Annotated in this window: 12 protein-coding genes, 3 pseudogenes and 1 CRISPR repeat array; of the genes and pseudogenes, 8 read left to right on the plus strand and 7 right to left on the minus strand. The window is 69.8% G+C overall.

The annotated features are described in order from the left end of the window. Positions 1-214: transposase (locus FREUN1FDRAFT_RS22365; RefSeq protein WP_006542476.1), on the minus strand; the 214-nt coding region annotated here is incomplete at its 3' end. Between the two features lie 1,076 nt (positions 215-1,290). Here FREUN1FDRAFT_RS22365 and FREUN1FDRAFT_RS22370 point away from each other — a divergent pair. Both FREUN1FDRAFT_RS22370 and FREUN1FDRAFT_RS22375 read left to right on the plus strand, forming a co-directional pair. Next, a complete protein-coding gene (locus tag FREUN1FDRAFT_RS22370; RefSeq protein ID WP_232295340.1) occupies positions 1,291-4,482 on the plus strand; it encodes an AAA family ATPase in 3,192 nt (1,063 codons plus the stop codon). 301 nt (positions 4,483-4,783) lie between these two features. After that, a complete protein-coding gene (locus tag FREUN1FDRAFT_RS22375; RefSeq protein WP_006542478.1) occupies positions 4,784-6,043 on the plus strand; it encodes a glycosyltransferase in 1,260 nt (419 codons plus the stop codon). A gap of 98 nt (positions 6,044-6,141) precedes the next feature. Here the strand turns inward: FREUN1FDRAFT_RS22375 and FREUN1FDRAFT_RS22380 are convergent. Next, positions 6,142-7,330: pseudogene (locus FREUN1FDRAFT_RS22380) on the minus strand (IS110 family transposase). Positions 7,331-7,536: 206 nt separating this feature from the next. Here FREUN1FDRAFT_RS22380 and FREUN1FDRAFT_RS22385 point away from each other — a divergent pair. The 3 genes from FREUN1FDRAFT_RS22385 (at position 7,537) to FREUN1FDRAFT_RS22395 (ending at position 10,069) form a co-directional block, all read left to right on the plus strand. Beyond that, positions 7,537-8,727, plus strand: coding sequence for an SRPBCC family protein (locus FREUN1FDRAFT_RS22385; RefSeq protein ID WP_006542480.1), 1,191 nt, complete (start codon positions 7,537-7,539; stop codon positions 8,725-8,727). A gap of 126 nt (positions 8,728-8,853) precedes the next feature. Further along, positions 8,854-9,255 (plus strand): PH domain-containing protein, encoded by a 402-nt coding sequence (locus tag FREUN1FDRAFT_RS22390; protein WP_232295341.1) that lies wholly within the window; start codon positions 8,854-8,856, stop codon positions 9,253-9,255. Between the two features lie 199 nt (positions 9,256-9,454). Continuing rightward, positions 9,455-10,069: a transposase gene (locus FREUN1FDRAFT_RS22395; RefSeq protein ID WP_006542482.1), complete on the plus strand. Its 615-nt coding sequence runs from the start codon at positions 9,455-9,457 to the stop codon at positions 10,067-10,069. 456 nt (positions 10,070-10,525) lie between these two features. Further along, positions 10,526-11,284: a CRISPR direct-repeat array (repeat unit 25 nt; unit sequence GGAAGACCCCCGCGTGCGCGGGGAC). Positions 11,285-11,302: 18 nt separating this feature from the next. Here FREUN1FDRAFT_RS22395 and FREUN1FDRAFT_RS47470 read toward each other — a convergent pair. Next, a pseudogene (locus FREUN1FDRAFT_RS47470) lies at positions 11,303-11,467 on the minus strand (type I-E CRISPR-associated endoribonuclease Cas2); the annotation flags it as partial. A gap of 89 nt (positions 11,468-11,556) precedes the next feature. Between FREUN1FDRAFT_RS47470 and FREUN1FDRAFT_RS22400 the strand changes: the two are divergent. Then, entirely contained in the window at positions 11,557-12,837 is a 1,281-nt protein-coding gene (locus tag FREUN1FDRAFT_RS22400) for an IS256 family transposase (protein WP_006542485.1), read from the plus strand. 426 nt (positions 12,838-13,263) lie between these two features. On the opposite strand, the gene FREUN1FDRAFT_RS22405 is transcribed toward FREUN1FDRAFT_RS22400, so the two are convergent. From FREUN1FDRAFT_RS22405 to FREUN1FDRAFT_RS22425, 3 genes are all read right to left on the minus strand, one after another. Then, positions 13,264-13,488, minus strand: a complete 225-nt coding sequence (locus FREUN1FDRAFT_RS22405; protein ID WP_035953026.1) for a hypothetical protein — start codon at positions 13,486-13,488, stop codon at positions 13,264-13,266. 1,056 nt (positions 13,489-14,544) lie between these two features. Beyond that, complete coding sequence (locus FREUN1FDRAFT_RS22420) at positions 14,545-15,468, minus strand: hypothetical protein (RefSeq protein WP_035953030.1); 924 nt, start codon at positions 15,466-15,468, stop codon at positions 14,545-14,547. A gap of 57 nt (positions 15,469-15,525) precedes the next feature. Next, on the minus strand, positions 15,526-16,227 hold the full coding sequence (locus FREUN1FDRAFT_RS22425; RefSeq protein WP_369809811.1) for an RNA polymerase sigma factor: 702 nt from the start codon (positions 16,225-16,227) through the stop codon (positions 15,526-15,528). Positions 16,228-16,321: 94 nt separating this feature from the next. Here FREUN1FDRAFT_RS22425 and FREUN1FDRAFT_RS44120 point away from each other — a divergent pair, with 94 nt between their 5' ends. Both FREUN1FDRAFT_RS44120 and FREUN1FDRAFT_RS41770 read left to right on the plus strand, forming a co-directional pair. Then, positions 16,322-16,717, plus strand: a complete 396-nt coding sequence (locus FREUN1FDRAFT_RS44120) for a hypothetical protein (RefSeq protein WP_157475166.1) — start codon at positions 16,322-16,324, stop codon at positions 16,715-16,717. Next, positions 16,718-16,959: pseudogene (locus FREUN1FDRAFT_RS41770) on the plus strand (integrase core domain-containing protein); the annotation flags it as partial. Between the two features lie 1,594 nt (positions 16,960-18,553). On the opposite strand, the gene FREUN1FDRAFT_RS22440 reads toward FREUN1FDRAFT_RS41770, so the two are convergent. Next, complete coding sequence (locus FREUN1FDRAFT_RS22440; protein ID WP_035953035.1) at positions 18,554-19,087, minus strand: hypothetical protein; 534 nt, start codon at positions 19,085-19,087, stop codon at positions 18,554-18,556. Between the last annotated feature and the right edge of the window lie 234 nt (positions 19,088-19,321).

Below are 19,321 nucleotides of genomic sequence, written 5' to 3' on the forward strand. Positions count from 1 at the left end.
GCGCGGACACCCACGGACCACGGTCCGTCTCGATCCCGACCACGACCTGGCCAGGGTCAGCGTCCTCGGGAAGATACCGCCCGACCATGGCGTGCAGCCGGGCGATGCCCGCCGCACCCTCCGGCACCCTGGCCTTCGTCAGCCGCCGGCCGGTCTCGTCCTGCACCTCCACATCATGGTGATCTTCCGCCCAGTCGTCCCCGACGAACAGCACCCAGGCCTCCTTCGCACCGGCAGCAGTTCCGGCAGCCCACGGGAGATCCACCACGCCCTAATGGTCAAGTGGTCACGCCATGCCCGACGGCCACGACATCCCATCAGCAGTCAGCTCTCCCGACCACCGGCAGGGGCACGGTCTGACCTTAGGACTCGACTTCGGTCCAGAGGCGCGGAGTGCTCACCTACCAGCGGCTACCGGCACCGAGCCTGCCCTACAGCGACCCGGTACGTCCCATTAGAGGCCTCTGAGCGGTTCAAGTCCCATCGCACTCTTCGACCGCCTCGCTACTCGGCGTAGTGGATACCGTCTGGGTGGGCGAAGCGTCGTGCTATGCCGTCGAGGACGGTCTCGAGGCCGTCTCCGGCGGCTGACCCCGCACTCTGTGCCCGCGGACCCGATCCCGCGGACACCGGGACGACCTGAGCCAGCAGCCGCAGCCGGTCGGCCGCGGACGCCCGGCGAGCCGTTCCGCCAGCCGCGCAGCCTCCTGGCCGAACACCTCATCGGCGTTCACCTGGTAGTTGCGTACCCCCGACGCGGACCGGTCGAGAAAGCCGCCCGCCGCGCCCGGGTGCAACCGCAGTCCACTGGGCCGCGACCCGGCTGGCAGCCACACAAGTACGCGGACCCGGTATCGGGGCCGGCGATCACCAGTTCACGCTCGGCGAGGCAGATCAGAAGATTGTGGGTGCGCAGGGTGTGACTATCGGCTTCTACGACCAGTCGGTCTGAATTCGCAGCCCGTCGAGTGCGGCTTGCCCTTGGTTGGCTTGGAACGGCCGCAGTGCGCTTCACACGCCCGCTGGCCGATACGGCCGTCCGCCAGATGCCATCCGTCACGGCTCCGGGCTGTCCGGTCACGGTGCGAGTTATCGTGACTTCCGGGGTGTCCGGCGTCGCCGGACACCCGAGGGATACCTCGGGCGGGGGGTTGGGTGGGTAATGCGCCGGATCCCCGGCCGGAGTTCGCGGAGCGGTTGCGGGCGCTCCGGGATGCTGCTGGTCTGTCGATTCGGGATCTGGTGGCCGCCAGTGCGAAGACCCCCCGACGGCGGCCCGGGGAACCGCCGTTGCGCCTGAAACGCAGCACCGTCGACGGAATGATCAGCAGAAGCCGGCCGGTGCGTCCCGCGCAGGATCACCTCGAGGTGTTCGTCGATACCTGTATCCGGGTCGCGCAGGAGTCCGGCCGGCCGCTACCTGACGTTCTGCGGGACCGGCAGGGCTGGGACGACGCCTACCGCGACCTGCTGGTCAGGATGGCCGGCCTGCGCAGCGTCAACCGCTCGGCGACGGAGGCGGCGCGGCGGTTGCGCCGGATCGAAGCGCAGGACGCCGACCCGGGACCGGCCCCGGTGTCCGGCCTGAGACCGGGGCCGCGATCCGGCCCGGCGGCCGGCGCCCTACGTGACGCCCTGCTGGTGGACGGCGGGCGGGGGTCGTTCGTGGGGCGGCCGGAGGCGTTGCGTCAGCTGCGTCGGGCGGTCGCCGATGTCCTCGGCGGGCGGCCGCGGGTCGCGCTGTTGGAGGGCCCAGCGGGAATCGGCAAGACGGCCTTGGCCCGTCATCTGCTCGGCGAGGCGGATGCCGGCTGCGTGCTGTGGGCGAGCGGTGAGGAGGACGAGACGGGTCTCAGCTTCGGGGTGCTCGACCAGCTGACCGCCGAGGCGGCCCGGGTGCTCGGAGCGGACCAGCCCTCCCCGAGCGGTCCGGGTGAGCTGACCGGCACCGCGGGATCCGTCCGCGGCCCGTCACCCGATCCGCTGGTCGCCGGCGCGGCTCTGGTCGAACTGCTCGGCGAGCTGCAGCGGTCCGGCCCGGTCGTGCTGGTCGTCGATGACGCGCACTGGGCGGATCGGCCGTCCCTGCAGGCGCTGACGTTCGCGCTGCGGCGGTTGCGGGCCGACCGGGTGCTCGCCCTGGTGATGGTCCGGGATCTGGTGGACGCGCAGCTTCCGGACGGGCTGCGCCGGCTGCTGATGGACGAGCGGACCGTCCGTCTCCTGCTCGAGGGGTTGGACGACACCGAGCTGCGGGCCCTGAGCTCCGCGCACGCCACCGGGCCGCTGTCCTGGCGAGCGTGCGCCCGCCTGCGAGCCCACACCGGCGGCAATCCACTGCACGCCCGTGCGCTGCTCGAGGAGGTCCCGACGGAGGTCTTCGACAATCTCGACGTGCCGCTGCCGGTGCCGCGCTCGTTTGCGATGCTCGTTGTGGCGAGGCTTGCGGCAGCACCGGTCCAGGGCCGGGAGCTGGCGACCGCGGCCAGCGTCCTCGGTGCGCATCCCACCCTGGTCCAGGCTGCAGCGGTCGGCGGGGTGGACGAGCCGCTGTCTGCCCTGGAGCAGGCGATCGCGGCGGGCCTGCTGGTGGAGCAGCCGGTCGCGTGGGGTCTTCGGTTCCCGCATCCGCTGGTGCACGCCGCGATCTACGAGCGGGCCGGCCCGGCGCGGCGCGCCGAGCTGCACACCCGTGCGGCGGCTCTCGCCGAGGAGGAGGCCCTGCGACTGCACCATCTGGCCCGTGCCGCCACCGGGCCGGACGGCGGGCTGGCAATTGAGCTGGCCAGGCAGGGCCGGGAGCAGGCGACCGCGGGGGCGTGGGCCGCCGCCGCGAACCACCTGTCCACCGCCGCCCGGCTCGCCCCGTCGCGCACCGACTACGAGCAGCTGACGTTGGAGGCGGCGGACTGCCAGCTGCTGGCGGGTGATGTGCCTGATCCTCTCGGGAAGGCCGGTGAGGTTCGCGGTTTCCGCCCGACCGCCTGGCGTGACTACCTGCTGGGCCGTTTCGCCTTCCAGCGCGGTGACGCGGACGAGGCCGAGACACGGCTACGGAGCGCCTGGAAGCGCTGCGACCCGGACGGTGGTGCCGACGCCGACCCGCTGCTCGGTGCTCGGGTCGCCGGCTGGCTCGCTGCTCTTTACCAGACGAAGCTCCTCGGCGCGGAGTCCGCCGAGTGGGCCGGGCGGGCGTTGGCGTTGAGCCCCGGCCACGCGGCGTTCGACCTCATCGGGCAGATTCGGATGGGCGGGCTGGCGATGAGCGGGCATCTCGACGCCGTCCTCGAGTCGGTCGCCGACCTGCCGGACCCCGCCGTGGCCTCCATGGCTGACCTGGACATGCTCGCGGGCAGGGGTTCCCTGCACGCTCTGGTCGATGATTTCGCCGGCGCGCGCCGGGACCTCGGCGGGGTCCTGGCCGCCGGCCGGGACCGCTCGCTCCTGTTCCGGGTGTCGGTCACCACCGCGCTCGCCCAGGCCGAGTACCGGGCGGGGCTCTGGGACGATGCCGCGATCCACTGCGATCACGCGTTGTCGCTGATGGCCGACTCCGACGACGGCGCTCTCGTCCCGTACTGCCATCAGGTCGGCGTCCTGGTACCCGCGGCTCGTGGCCATTGGGTGGAGGCCGAGGAGCACGTCCGGACGACGCAGGCCTTCGCCGAAAGCGGGTTTCCGTATCTCGTCGCGAGCGCGGCGATCGCCACGGCCCACCTGGCACGGGCCCGTGGCCTACCCGCCGAGATCGTCGCGGCCCTCGAACCGCCGGTCCGGTCCGGGTTGCTGGACCTTGATGCCGAGCCTGGAGTCTCCGGGTGGCAGGACACCCTTGTCGACGCTCTGGTGGAGGTCGGTGACCTCGGACGGGCCGAGGAGGTGCTGATCCGGTTCGAGGTGGCAGCCAGACAGCGTGGGCGCCGCGCTGCGATGGCCGCCGCCGCCCGCAGCCGCGGCAACCTGGAAGCACGCCGGGACAACGTGAGCGCAGCCGACAGGGCCTTTCGTGCGGGCCTCGCCGAAGGGGAACACGTCGACCTGCCGTTCGAGGAGGCGCTGCTCCATCACCTCTACGGTGCCTTCCTGCGCAGGGCCGGCCGGCCCGCCGACGCCATCAGGCAGCTCAGAGCCGCCCACGAGACCTTCAGCCTGCTGGACGCCCGCCCCTACCTGGACCGCTGCGAGAGCGAACTCGTTGCCGGCGGATGGGCACCTCGGGACGGCTGCCGCCGGGAACCGGACGCATCCCGCCTGACCACCCCGGAGCTTGCCGTCGCCAAGCTGGTCGCCGCGGGTCTCACCAACCGTCAGGTAGCCCGGGAGCTCGTCCTCAGCGAGAAGACCGTCGAACACCATCTACGTGCCGTGTTCGGGAAGCTGGGTGTGACGGCGCGGACCCAGCTGTCTGGCAGGATCTTCGCTGCGGCCGGAGGCCTCGCCCAGCGGGATGGTGCCGACAGGGTGTTTCTCCGGTCCGAGTGATCCGTTTGTTCCCCTCCGCCTGACCCGACACGGTCCGCCCTGAGACGGTTCGCCGTGCGAGGGCACGCTCTCCGTGTGACGGCGCGCCCGGCGTCCGGCCTCTCCGGACACTCCTGCACACGGTCGAGGGGCCCCGCACCGGCGATTCCGGACGGTTCCCCGCCGCGAATGCGTCCGGTGAGATCGCCGGACAGCACGACCGCAGCCACCATGTCCGCAGAGCACGAAAACGGCGGCGCAGGACAATGTACCGGCCTTGTCTCCACCGTGCTTGTCGGATTTTCTGAGGAAAGGCTGCCCCGTGCGTGTTGCAATCTTCGCGATGGGTACCCGGGGGGATGCCCAACCCGCGGCGATAATCGGCGCTGAACTGGTCCGGCGCGGTCACGAGGTGGTGTTGGGCGTGCCCGGGGACCTTGCTGGTTTCGGTATCAGAATGGGACTCGACACGGCGTCGATCGGTGTCGACGCGCACGAGTTCATGGGCTCCGAGGAGGTACGGGCCTGGCTGGCATCAGGTGACCTGAGGAAAATCATGAACGGGTTCGGTCGGTACAAACGCCAGTGGGCGGAACGTATCGCCGACGCCATGGCGGACATCTCCACCGGCACCGATCTCATCGTGTCCGGTGTGACCATCGAGGACGAGGCGGCCTGTATCGCGGAGTGGCGGGGGGTGCCGATGGCATGTCTGCACCACGCGCCGATGCGGGCCAACGGAGATTTCCCCTTCTTCATCGCCAGCACCCGCCGGCTGCCGCGGGTCGTCAACCGCCTGATGTATCCGGCTGTCGAGTTCGCCGGGTGGCGGGCCCTCGCCGCCGACGTCAACCGGCTGCGTGCGAGGCTGGGCCTGCGGCCGGCCCGGGAACCCACCCCACGCCGGCTGGCGCGGGCCGGCTCGACGGAAATCCAGGCCTACAGCCGGTTCCTGGTGCCAGAACTCGCTGACTGGGGTCAGCGTCGCCCGCTGGTCGGTTTCCTCACTCTGTCGCCCGAGCAGCGCCGGCTGCTCGGGGAGCACCAGCTCGACCCCGCCGTCGACCAGTGGCTGGACGAGGGCGAGCCACCCGCATACTTCGGATTCGGGAGCATGCCGGTCCTGGATCCGCCCCGGATCCTCGAGTTGCTCAGCACGGTCGCCGACAGACTGGGGCTGCGCGCGCTGGTGAGCGGGGCGTGGGCCACGACCGGCGTCAGCGCCGACCGGCGGGTGTGCGTCGTCGGAGACCTCGACCACGACACGGTGCTCCCGCGTTGCCGCATCGCCGTGCACCACGGCGGCGCCGGCACCACAGCGGCCTCCGTCGCAGCCGGACTGCCGACCGTCGTGTGCTCGGTCATCGGTGACCAGCCCTTCTGGGGCGCCCGGCTCGAACGCCTCGGTATCGGCGCATCCCTTCGCTTTTCCGAGATGAGCGAGCGGGCCCTCGTCGCTGCCGCGGTCCCCCTGCTGGCCCACGAACCACGGGAACGTGCAGCGCGGCTGGCCACCCGGCTGAAGACAGAGAACGCGGCATGCCGTACCACCGACGTTCTCGAGGAGATCCACAAGTCCTGATTTCTCTCCCGCCCGACACGATCGGCCGGAGAATCTACCGATCACTTGGCGGGCCGGCCATGACCCGGCCGCCGTACCGGGGAGTCTCAATGACTGAGTCAAGTGCCCTGCGCGACGGGCGGGGCGGCGGTGAAGATTCTTTTGTCGCGCAGGAGTGCCCACAGGACGTCGACGCGTCGGCGGGCCAGGGCGATGACGGCCTGGACGTGTTTGAGGCCCTCGCCGCGTTTCTTGCGGTAGAAGTCCCGGTTCGGTCCGTCGCGGATGATGCTGGTCTGCGCGGACAGGTAGAACACGCGGCGCAGCCGGCGGCTGTAGCGCTGGGGCCGGTGCAGGTTGCCGGTGCGCCGCCCGGAGTCGCGGGGGACGGGGACCAGGCCGGCTGCGGAGGCCAGGTGGCCCGCGTCCCGGTAGGCGGCCAGGTCGCCGACGGCGACGACGAACTCGGCACCGAGGCTCGGGCCGATCCCGGGCAGCGACTCGATGATCTGGGCCTGGGGGTGGGTCCGGAACGTCTCGGCGATCTGTCTGTCGGTGCGTCTGATCCGGTCGTCGAGCGCGAGGACCTGAGCGGCGAGGTCGGCGACGATCTGGGCGGCGATCTTCTCGCCGGGCAGTGCGGTCTGCTGGGCCTGGGCGGCTTGAAGGGCGGTGGCGGCCACCGTGTCCGCGGCGGGTAAGCCAGGCGGTCAGCCGGGCCCGGCCGCGGCCGCGCAGCGCGTAGGGGGTCTGGTAGCCGGTCAGCAGGATCAGCGCGCCCTTGTGGGCCGAGTAGTCGAAGGCCCGTTCCAACGCAGGGAAGATCCCGGTGAGCACGTCGCGGAGCCGGTTGACCAGGCGGACCCGGTCGGCGACCAGATCGGTGCGGTGCGCGGTCAGCAACGCCAGATCTGCGGCCAGCTGCGCGGGCACGTCGACGGCGGCCAGGTCACGGCGCTGGCGGGCGGTCTCGGCGATGACGAACGCGTCCCGCGCATCGGTCTTGCCCTCGCCGCGGTAGGCCCCGGCCATCCGGTTGACCATCCGGCCCGGGACATAGACGGCCTGCTGGCCGTGCGCGGCCAGCAGCGCCAGCAGCAGCGCGGACGTCGTCCCGGAGATGTCGACCGCCCACGACACCCGTTCCGCGAGCCCGAGAGCCTCACCGATCGCGGTCAGGATCACCGTCTCGTCGTTGGCGATCTTCTTCGACCACACCTGGGCGCCGGTGTCGTCGACCGCGCTCGCCCAGTGATGGGCCTTGCCGACATCGATACCGACCCAGACCCGGGCACGTGTCTCGCCCACGCATCACTCCTCGCTGCCACCAGCATGCCTGCGGCCCGAGGAACACCCCGCCGTCATCTCCGCAAACAGCGACCGGAACGCGCATCTCAATCAGCGGCCAGGGTGCCCCGGAGAACCGGACGGCCACTCCTTGGAAGCCACCAAGGGCAAGCACCGATCAGCCACATCCGGTCCTCCCGGGCCGCCCAACAACTTACGGAGCCCCGATGGACCGCAGCGAGCTCATGGACCTCACCCGGCGCGCGCTCACAGTCGCCACGGACCGGACAACCGACATGGAGCCGGCTGAACGCCGTCAGCCGGCCGACGCCTACACCAGCCAGGAACGTTTCGAACGCGAACGGGAACTCGTCCTCGGCTCGCCACAGCTGGTCGGCTACCGCTCGGAGCTGCCGACCGCCGGAAGTTTCTGCACGAAGACGGTGATGGACGTTCCCGTGCTCCTGACCCGGAGTCAGGACGGCACCGTCAGGGCCTTCCACAACATCTGCGCTCATCGCCAGGCACCGGTCGCGGTGCGCTGCGGCACAGCCGAACGGTTTGTGTGCCCGTACCACGCCTGGACGTACGACGCACAGGGCCGCTTCGTCGGAGGGCCCGGCCGTGAGGGTTTCCCGTCGCTGACGGCTGGCGGAACCGGCCTCACGGAACTGCCGGCCGCGGAGCATGCCGGGTTTCTGTGGGTCGGCCTCCAGCCGGAGAACGGGCCCCTGGACATCGAGGCCCATCTGGGGCCGCTCGGTCCGGAGCTTGCCTCGTGGGGGATCGGCGACTGGTCGCTGGTGGGTGAGCGGGTGCTCGACTTCCCGATCAACTGGAAGCTCGCTCTGGACACCTTCGCCGAGAGCTATCACTTCTCCACCCTGCACCGCGGCACGTTCGCCCAGCTCGCCCTGGGAAACTGCGCGCTTTTCGACTCGTTCGGCCCGCACCATCGGCTGGTCGTTCCGTTGCGGCACATCACGCGCCTCACGGACATTCCCGCCGAAGAGTGGAAGCCGCTGGACAACCTGTCGATCGCTTATGCGCTGTTTCCCAACATCGTCGTTTCGGTGAGTGCCGCCAACAGCGAGGTCTTCCGGATCTACCCCGGCAGCGGACCCGGGCACTCGGTGACCTGCCACCAGAACGCCTCCGGGCTGAACCTCGAGGACGAGACCACCCGGGCGGGTGCGGAGAGACTGTTCGACTTCGCGCACTCGACAGTCCGAGACGAGGACTATCAGCTCGCTGTCGAGATCCAGAAGAACCTTTCCTCGGGCGCGCGATCCGAACTGGTCTTCGGGCGCAACGAGCCGGGTCTTCAGCACCGCCACTTCGTCCTCGACGCAAGGATGGGCCGTGGGCCGCGGCCAGCCGGGCAGCCAGGGCGAGTGGACCTTGCTCATCGTTCATGACCTGGGCGTGTCGAGATGCGAGAGGACATCAGACAGGCCAGCCAGAAAATGCGACACGGGATCGGCGGCGGCCGGCAGATCCGGTGTCTTGCGGAGTACCTGTGGGCCGGCGAACTCGTCACGGACATGGCAAGAGGATCGCGCGGCAGGGGCGGCGGAATCCTCGTGCTTACCGATCGCCGGCTGTTGTTCGTGCTGGCAGGCCACAGGTACCGGTCCAGCGAAGACCTCCTGCTGACGAACGTCTCCTCGGTGGAATGGGCCGGCGGCATGATGCTGGGGAGAATCATCGTTCACGCCGCGGGCGACCGGATGGAGATCGCGAAGGTGAACAAGCGCGACGGCAGAAGGATCGTGGACCTTATCCAAGGCCGTCTCGGCCCGCCGCCGCCCGCTCCGCCCCCCGAACTCCCGGCTGATCCGGTCCGCGACGACCGGCTGCGCAGGATCGCTGCACTGCGAGAGGCGGGAGTACTCAGCCGCGAGGAGTTCGAGGTGAAGATCGCCCGACTTCTCCGACCCGAATGAGGCCTGGCCGCACGGTGATTCAGGCCGCAAGACCGATGCCCTCGACGCCGTCCGCGCGGCACGTGAGGCCCTTGTCTCCGAGCATCTGATCCACCCACGCCGCCGCAGTGAACGTGAGGCCCTCCGGGTTCTGCTCGCCACCCGTGGCGGCGCTGTTCTCGCCTGGACTGCGGCGGTCAACCAGCTCAAAGCGCTCATCGTGTCCGCTCCCGAGGCTCTCCGCGCCGAGTTGCGTGGTCGGACGAGCAAGCAGCAGATCGCTTCCTGCCTGGCGCGGACCACGCGCCGCGGCGACGACATCGAACTACGCGCGACCGTGCGGGCGCTGCGGTGCGCCGCCGAGCGGATACAGACGTTGACGACGGAAGCCAGGGAACTCGAAAAGGAGATCGACCTGCTGGTCCAGGCGATGGCGCCCGAGCTGTTGGCGCTCGTTGGCGTCGGGCCGATCAGCACCGCGCAGGTCCTGGTCGGCTGGTCGCACCGCGGGCGGTTCCGTTCCGACGCGGCGTTCGCCGCCTTCGCCGGCGCCGCACCGATCCCCGCTTCCTCCCGCTTGACCACCCGCCACCGACTCAACCGAGCGGGGGACCGCCAGCTCAGCCGGGCCCTGCACACGGTCGTTCCCGTCCAGGCCAGAGCCGACCCGGCGACTCGTGCCTATATCGCGAAACGGTCCGCCGAGGGTGAAGTCCTCCCGCGACGCGCAGCGCTGCCTCAAGCGCGCCGTCGCCCGCCAGGTGTTCAAGCTCCTCGAACGCCAGGAACGATCAGCCGCGCCCGCCAACCGGGAACCCAAGGCGGCCTGACATGACATAGCAGCTTCGCGTGCCCGCTGCACCTGGTGAACGGCCAATGGCCTATGGGACCGTGTCAAGATCGGCTCCGGTGCACATCCGATGGTGACCGTGCGTCAACGTCGCAGGTGGGTGCCGCCGGCCGGCCAATCGGTCAAACCGGGCAGCTTGGCATCGGCCCGAAGTCCGGCGACCCACGGGGCGGATGCCCAAATCATCCGACGTCAGGCGAGGTGGACGTCAGGCGTCTACTCACGTTGCGTCACAACCGAATATGAGCCAGAGCCGTAGCTTTTACAGGCCCGCGTCGGGGGCAGTTTCTCTAAAAATCTTGTGAGGGGAGTTATCAGGACGGTGTCTGGATGCCTCGTAGCGGGGTGTACGACTCGGGTCCCTCCAGGAGAGCCAGGAGGGGCAGCCCCATCTCGAAAGGTGTCCGAGGAACGGGATACACCTCAAGATTTCGCTCGGCGTCAACAGCCCCGCGTGCGCGGGGACGACTCCGCAGCTCGTTCCCGAACGGGTCCAACGCGGGGAAGACGCCCGCGTGCGCGGGGACGACGTGCAGGCACGGAAGACCGCGACCGTGCGGGAGGGAAGACCCCCGCGTGCGCGGGGACGACGCGTTCGGACTACCTCGGCGAGCGGGGCCTGCCGGAAGACCCCCGCGTGCGCGGGACGACCCGGCGTGGGAGCGAGCCAATGATCCAACTCGCGGAAGACCCCCGCGTGCGCGGGGACGACCAGCGCACGCCGCCAGGGGTGAACTGGACGAAGGGAAGACCCCCGCGTGCGCGGGGACGACCGGCCCGAGGACACGACCGGCCACACCCGGGTCGGAAGACCCCCGCGTGCGCGGGGACGACAACGAAGACGAGGGCGCCGGATTCGGCGATGACGGAAGACCCCCGCGTGCGCGGGGACCACGGCACGGCCGAGGAGGCGGCGCGGGCCGTGGCGGGAAGACCCCCGCGTGCGCGGGGACGACCTCATCCGCAGACGGCATGTTCCCACACCACGGGGAAGACCCCCGCGTGCGCGGGGACGACCTCGCGGGCGTGTCGGGCGCCCGCCCGGGAACGGGAAGACCCCCGCGTGCGCGGGGACGACACCATGTGCTGGCGGGGTATGCCGGGCGGCAGGGGAAGACCCCCGCGTGCGCGGGGACGACCCTCACCCGGGCCCGGCTCGCGCCGCGGCGGGCGGAAGACCCCCGCGTGCGCGGGGACGACACTTGCTGAGCTGGGATTTTAGCCGCGAGGGCTGGCAAATAGCATCAGTCCGTCGTAGTCGATGGGGTGGTAGCGGTCGCGGCCTGCGGTGCGGGCGGCCCAGCCTTGTTCGTTGCTGGCGGGTTCGATCATGACTGCTTGGCCGTCTCCGATGCGTTGGGTGGGCAGGGTCCAGAGGCGGTCGGGGGCTGTTTCAAGATCGGTGTTTCCGGCCCGACACGCCGGGCGCAGGTCCGGCGTGATGGGCACTGTGAGTGATGACATCGGGTGATATGACCCCTCGCAAGCAAGATCGTGAGTCGGGGCGGCAGCTGTCGCCGGAGCAGGCCGCCGCGGCGGCGATGGTCGCGGACGCGAAGGCCCGTGGCCTGGCGCTGACGGGTCCGGACGGCTTGTTGAAGCTGTTCACGAAGTCCGTGTTGGAAGCCGCGCTTACCGAGGAGATGACCGAGCACCTCGGGCACGAGAAGAACCGCGCCCCCGCAGACCGCGAATCGATGAACATCCGCAACGGCAGCCGAACGAAGACGGTTGTTTCCGAGGCGGCCGGCGAGGTTGAGATCTCGGTTCCGCGGGACCGGGAGTCGACGTTCGAGCCGCAGATCGTGAAGAAAAGGCAGCGGCGGCTCACCGGTGTGGACGAGATCGTGTTGTCGCTGTACGCGAAAGGCCTGACGACCGGTGAGATCTCGGCACATTTCGAGGAGATCTACGGGGCTTCGGTGTCGAAGGAGACCGTTTCCCGGATCACGGACCGGGTCCTCGCGGAGATGGCCGAGTGGGCGTCCAGGCCGCTCGATCGCGTGTACGTAGCGATTTTCATCGACGCTGTCCTCGTGAAGATCCGGGACGGGCAGGTCGCCAACCGGCCTGTCTACACGGCCATCGGGGTCACGGTGGACGGCTCCAAGGGCGTCCTGGGCCTGTGGGCGGGCACCGGTGGCGAAGGCGCGAAATTTTGGATGTCGGTGCTGACCGACCTGCGTAACCGTGGGGTCGCCGACGTGTTCTTCCTCGTCTGCGACGGATTGAAAGGGCTACCTGAGGTCGTCGAGAACGTGTGGCCGGCGACCACCGTGCAGACATGCATCATTCACCTCATCCGCAACACGTTCCGGTTGACGTCCCGCACCGATCACGACGCGGTGAAACGTGACCTGAAGAAGATCTACACGGCGCCGAACCCGGCCGCGGCCGAAGCCGCGATAGACGATTTCGAGGAAATCTGGGGCAAGAAGTACCGGGCCGTTATCCGGCTGTGGCGCAACGCCTGGGAGGAGTTCATCCCGTTCCTCGACTACGACGTGGAGATACGGCGAGTGCTGCGTTCCACGAACGCGATCGAGTCGCTGAACGCCCGCTACCGCCGCGCTGTACGGGCCCGCGGTCATTTCCCCAGCGACCAGGCCGCGTTGAAGTGCCTGTACCTTGTGACCCGCAGCCTGGACCCCACCGGGGCCGGTCGCGCCCGGTGGATGGTCCGCTGGAAGCCCGTGATCGACGCCTTCTCGATCACGTTCCGTGATCGCTGGCCGTCCGCCGAGTCCTACTGATCAAATCCGCCGGAAACACCATTGGCGAGACAGTCCCTCAATCGATCATGACCGATCGGCGGTCGCGGGACTGCGGACTCCGCCGAGGCAACAGAGCCGTACCGGCCGGTCGGGTCGGGACGGATCAAGGCCGTGGGCCTTTCGGTGGGTGACACACGGCGATGGGGTGCGTGGTGAACCGTTCGGGGTGTGGTGGGGTGTGCGCGGGGCGGGCTGCGCATCCCCGCCCTCGCCGGGGTCCTGGTTTGGCGGCGATGCCCAGGGCCCCGGTGTTACAGCTCCGGCAGGGCGAGGACGGCGCCGGCGAGCTGGGCGCCGAGCAGGGCGGTGTGGGTGGGCTGGTCGCAGGCGCGCCAGGTGCGGAGCGCGACCGCATCCACGGGATCACCTCACTCATATATAAGACGAGCAACGATCCGGAGCCTGCTACGTCTCCAGCGAGGACAGGCCCGACCCGGACGACACACCCGCCAGGCCGACGCTGGCGCACAGCCCGGCGCCCGGCGTCGGCGGCGAAGGCCTCGACCAGCTCGATGTCGGGCGCAGGAAGACGCGGCGGGCGTCGACCATGCCTACGTCCGCGGCGGCGGTCCGCCGGCCGATCCGCGCGACGAGACCGAGTGCGTCGCTCGGATCCGGGGCGGTGAGCACGCTGGTCGTGCGCCGGTTGGTACCGGACGAGGCGTAGCGGTACGGCCAGCGCCGCGGCGAGGGGCAGGTCGGGGGCCACAGCGGCGGCGGTCACGACCAAGGTGCCGTCGTCGTCGGGAACGGCGATTGGTCGAGGGCGCTGATGGCCGTGGTAAGGCGTGCGCTGATGAGGTCGCCGGCTACGCGGGTCAGGGACTGCAGATGCACGCGTGGTGAGGAGGAGATGCTCGCGCCGGTCTTCACCGACATCACCGACCTGCGTCGGGCCGAGCGAGAAGCACGCCGGCCGTGCCAGCAGGCGGAGCGGGGCAGGGCCTGGCTGGCGGCCAGCGCCGAGATCACACCAGACCATCGAGGAGATCCGCCGCACGATCCTGCGCGTATAACCTACGTGAAGCGGGCAGCACCTGGTCCACCGGCCCAGGTAACGCCCTACCTTGAACACCGCGGCGACGCGGACCGGTGATCTGCCAACCTGGCCCGGTTACAAGATGACTGGCCTTGCCTGGCCCAGGTCATCTTGACGGGTAGGGCAGGGCGAGTCGGCCCCGGTTTGCCCTGGTCTGGACACTGCATCCGCGACGTTGCGGGTGATGGCCTCGGCCAGCAGGAGCGCCTGGCCAGCAGATAGGTTCACGACGATCTCGGCGTCCTGCGTTGCGAACCAGATCGACACGTCTGCCATGGCGATTCCTTCCCTGCGCGGGTCTGGCGTGCCTCGCTGCTGGAGTGGGGGAGCCGTCGGGCAGTGATCGGGACCGCAGGTAGCCAGCCCCATCCTTGCAGCGTCGAAACGTTCGCCGGTGTTACACCCGACAACCGGTGGCCCTGTAAGCAGCGGCGACAACCGGCGGCTGGTCGAGCTCCTCGGCGTGGATCCCAAGGCCACGCAGCACGGGGCGAAGGGGGCCCGTGCTGCCCGCACCGTGGGTGGAGCCGAGGTCACGGGTGATGATCGACAGAAATGCGAGGAACTCTCAGTGGGCCGAGCGACGCTTGGTAGATTACGTCAGTACGGCTGTGGTGATCTACCAGACCTCCTGCGGCGCCTCCCGGTCAGCGATGAACCGAGGGCGCCGCGCTGACACCGAGGCCGGCGCCGCTCTGGCCAGCGTTCACATCCACCGCCGTGCTCGGCCCCACGTTGATGCCAAGACCCGCACCATCCGGTCCCGCGGTCGCTCCTACTCCCGCACTCGGAACCTGCGCGTCGACACCCGTCCCGCCCGGCCCCGCACTCGCGTTCGCACCGGCGCTCGGCCCCACGTTGATGCCAAGACCCGCACCATCCGGTCCCGCGGTCGCTCCTACTCCCGCACTCGGAACCTGCGCGTCGACACCCGTCCCGCCCGGCCCCGCACTCGCGTTCGCAGCGGCGCCTGGTGTCGCGGCAGCGTCAACCTCCGCCTGCAGTGCCTTCGTGCAGAAGGCGCGGACCTTGCCACCGCCGCCGGCGGCGGTGACCAGCGCGCTCATGCCCGGGGAATCGAGCGCCGTGCTGGCGTTGGTCGCCGCGGCGGCCGTGTAGGTGTGGCACAGGCCGAGCAGCGACGCCGAGACGCCCGGCGCGTGATGGATGGCCGGGACGCTCACCTCGGCGGAGGGCGTGGCCGTTGGGGACACGGTGGCGCTGCCACTGCCACCGGCGATGGGGAGTACTCCTGCGCTGGCAGCGACGGCGACGCCACCGACAGCCGTGGCCCCAGCCGCCATGGCGGCGACCTTCACGGTCAGGAGCCTTGCGAGCAACAGCTTGATCATTGATCTTCTCCGAGGCTGGGTGACGTGGGCGAGACGCGCCTCCCGAAAAGCAGCCACGGCCGCTTCCTCACCGTCGAGCTCGCCATCGCGGGCCGGAACGGCCACGGCGGCGAGCAGGTCGGCAAGGGGATCCATACCGGCTCCGTCGTTGACCGGGCCGCCGCGAAGCATCCGCTCTGCCTCGCCCCGGCCGATCCGACGGGGTCGGTGTGTGCTCATCTCACGTCCTTCAGCGTCGAAGCTCTCGCCGGTGTTACACCTGACCGCATCCGGTGGTTATCGTCGCGGGCTGTCACCCCGACCATGTTCACCTGCCTCCGGTCGACCGGCATCGGTGATCCCCTGCTCGGCGAGCTGTTCGGCGAGCCGGCGCAACCCCCGGTGCGCCGCGATGCGGACCGCGCCGGCACGCTTACCCAGGACCCGTCCCGCGGTCTTCGCGTCCAGCCCCATGACTACCCGCAGGAGCACCGCCTCCGCCTGGTCCATCGGCAGGCCCGCGATCAGGCGTAGGGCGGCCTCGGTGGACATCGCTTCCAACGCCCCTCCGGCGGTGTCGTCGGGCGCTGCCAACTCCGTCGTCACCATCTCGACCGGTATGTCGTTTCGCTGACGGCGAGTGCGCCGACGCAGGTGGTCGAGCGCGCGATGACGCGCGATCGTGGCTGCCCAGCCGCGGAACCCGTCGAGGTCCCCGCGGAACGACGCCAGGTCCCGGGCGATCTGCAGCCACGCCTCGGACGCCACGTCCTCGGCGTCGTCACCGACGAGTACCCGCAGGTACCGCAGCAGACCAGGCTGGACCGTCCGGTAGATCAGCCTGAAGGCAGCCTCGTCACCACGCTGCGCTCCGACCACCACCGAGGAAAGATCCAGTTCCTCGACCGGCGGCCTGTCGGCCCCGGCGAAGGCATGCAGGTTCGGTGGTGTCGATGCCAGCGAGGCTGCCGTGCTGACCGGCGCGGATACCGACCCCATCGAGGCAGATGATCGACGCGGGATGCCACCAGCCGCGGCCGCGCCTCCGCCCATCTCCGCACTCTCGCTCACCGCGCAGATGATGCAACCCCGCGTGGAACAGGACGACAGCAGGGGCCTGCTGGTAGCGCGATGGAAACACGCCGGTACCACCAACTCGTCGATCGCCGTCCGCTCGTACCGCCAGGGCGGCGAGCTCATCAGCCTCCCCGGCGCGGGCGTGCGCAGGGGGTTGGGCTCGTCCGCGCCGTCGCTCTCCACGAACGTTGTGCTGGACGGTGCCCTCGTCGCGGAGGAACGGTGCCGCGCCTGTTCGGGCCTGGGTGACCTTGGTTCGGAGCCCATCGGTCGTGTCGTAGGGGGTTGGATGCGGCGGCCCGTGCAGTTCACCCTGGACACGGCGATCGTGGAGTGGGTCCCACTGTTGATCCTTCGCCAGGCGGTTTCTACGAGCGGCGCGGATTTCGACCAACTGCCGCGGGGCTCGTAGTTCGACGCGATCCTCGCCGATGCCGGTATCGACACGGTCAAGATCCCACCCCGGACTCCGCGGGCGAATGCCTACGCGGAACGGTTCGTCCGCACGGTCCGGACCAAGGTCGCCGACCGGAGCTGATCTTCGGCGAAGAGCACCTGCACGTGGTCCTGGCCGAGTATGCACGGCACTACGATCACCGACACACCCACAGATCGCGCGGTGGTCCTACGTCACGGACCCCCGCTCCGGCGAGTCGCTAGATCATCGATCTACGTACACCAGGCCCGTTGACACCACTGCATATATATATTCGCCGACCAGCCAGCGGTTCTCCGCGATGATGACGATCTGGCGGAGGCTGACCAGCGTGCGCGAGGCGGATCGCCGGGTAGAGGGGCAGCCTGCACGCCTCACGCCGTGGTCGGTGGCGGGTCCACGCCCAGCTGGTTGCCAGTTCGTCTGCCCGGAGGCTGGCTGGGTGCGCTGGCGGAGATCGGCGGCGTCGCGCGTGTGGCGTTCGGCGCAGGCGATCTGCCCCGTCGCGATCGCGACCCGGGCGCAGACCCGGGCGCATATCCGCGGAGGGTGCCGGGTCCTTCCTGCAGACTGTCGAGATCGCGTTCGACGACCGCCTCCCGCGGCGATCCTGAACCTCATGGTCACCGGGAGCGGCGGTCTGATCGCGACGAAACGAACGCCTCACGGCCACAGGTAGACGAAACGAACGCCTCACGGCCACAGGTATCAGCCCTACGTCGGCAATGTAGAGCCAGCCCTTGCCGATTGGCCGCGTTGCGCCCGCCGCGCGAGTAGATCGGGAGTAGTCCGTAAAACTTACCATGATCCTCTGCGATGCCGCACAGGTCTCGGAGGGCAAGCTGTACATCCTCGGCGGCGGCTGGAACCTCGTCGGGCCGTCGCCTGCCCCGTCCGCCCTCGGCCTCCTGATCGAGGTGCCCTGGGACCGAGCAAACTCACCGTTCACGCTGCAACTCGAGCTACACGACCAGGACGCGCACCAGCCATCCAGCCCGGGCCGGCCGGGCCTCAGCCCGTACGACTCGAAGCAGTCCTGGAGGCGGGCCGCCCCCAGGACCTGGCCGAGGGCTCCCCCCTGCAGATCCCTCTCGCGATCACCCTACCGCCGCTGACACTGACCGCGGGCACGCGCTACCGATGGGAGGCCAGCATGGCCGGCGAACCGGAACACGATGACTGGAATGTCAGCTTTCAGACCAGGCCAGCCACACGCCCGCTCACTCCGGAGACCGTCGGATTCGACGACTGAATCACGAGCACCTCGCGACGACACGAACCGCCGCTGCGCTCGGCGTGGCCTCCCTGCGACGGTTAGAGGAGCGCGGCCTTGGTTCGGAGCCCATCGGTAGGTACCGACGGTCGCGGTCGTAGGGGGTTGGCTGCGGCGGCCCGTGCAGTTCGTCCTGGCCACGGCGATCGTCATGGCGACCGTGGCGTAGTTAGCCATCACCTGGCTCATCTCATGATGACGGATAGGGCCGGGGATATCCCGATGAGGCGATTCGGCGGCACCATCATCGAGACCGGCGCTCACTCCCAGCGACAAACGGTGCCGACTCGCGTCATAGTCACGCTGGGTAGCCGATGAGGTGGCGAGCGTGGTTTTACCGGTCCCCGGCGGACGGCGGCCAACGCCGGTCTCTCCGCGAGCCCGCCATGCCGGGCGGGGTGGGGACGCCGCGCCACGGACAGCTCACCGGCCCCTACGTCGACCGGTCGCTGGTGACGCGGGTCGCGCCGGCCCGTGCCCGACCAGGTCGGCCGCAGCGCGCGGGCGCGAGGACGGCCGATGTCGTCCCCCGCGACAGGTCAGTGGTCGTGCGGGTAGGTGTAGAGAGCGAGGCGAGCGATCAGCTTCTCGGGGGTTGATCCCAGGGCTTCGGCGAGGGCCATGAGCAACGCGGTGGCGACCATGGTCAAGGTGCGCAGGATGCGCTGGGGGTTGCTCTGCACCGCGTGGAAGATCAGTTCTTGACGTACCGCGTCCAACGGTGCCGTGGCCGGTGTCGTGTCGGCCATGTCGAGGCGGGCGGTCAGCAAGGCGACGGCCGGGTCGGCGTCCGTGCTTTGGCGGGCGTGGAGGACGGCGATGTCCTGGAGCGTGGCCTGCGGGGATGTGTGGGTGGTCTTGGCGAGCTGCAGGAGGAGTCCCACGGCCAGCCGCTCCACGCTGGTGATGGTCTCGATCGGGGCACGGGTAGCGGCGTCGCGGATGATCGCGTCGAGGTGTCGCTGTGCCGCCCGCAGCGCGGTGGTGTCCGGGCCGCCTTCGTAGTCTGCGACGTGGAGCTGGCCGGTGAGCAGGGCCAACGCGCGCTGGGCGGCGCTCACGGGATCGGTCACGGTCGCCCATTGTGAGCCTCGTGGCGCGACCCGGTCCACTCGCCGCCGCGACCGCGCCTGCCAGCGGTATCCCGGCATGCGGCAGGCCGAGAGGAAACCGCAGGGCTCCTTCGGGACCGCATCCCGGACCCGGTCCTCCGACAGGAACGTCATTTCCGTGATCCGCGCTGGGGTTATAGCCGGCGCTGAGAACAGGGTCCTCTGCGCTCGGCGCCGCGTCACCCCGGCCCGAGG

This window comes from Parafrankia sp. EUN1f, assembly GCF_000177675.1.
Lineage (GTDB): Bacteria > Actinomycetota > Actinomycetes > Frankiales > Frankiaceae > Parafrankia.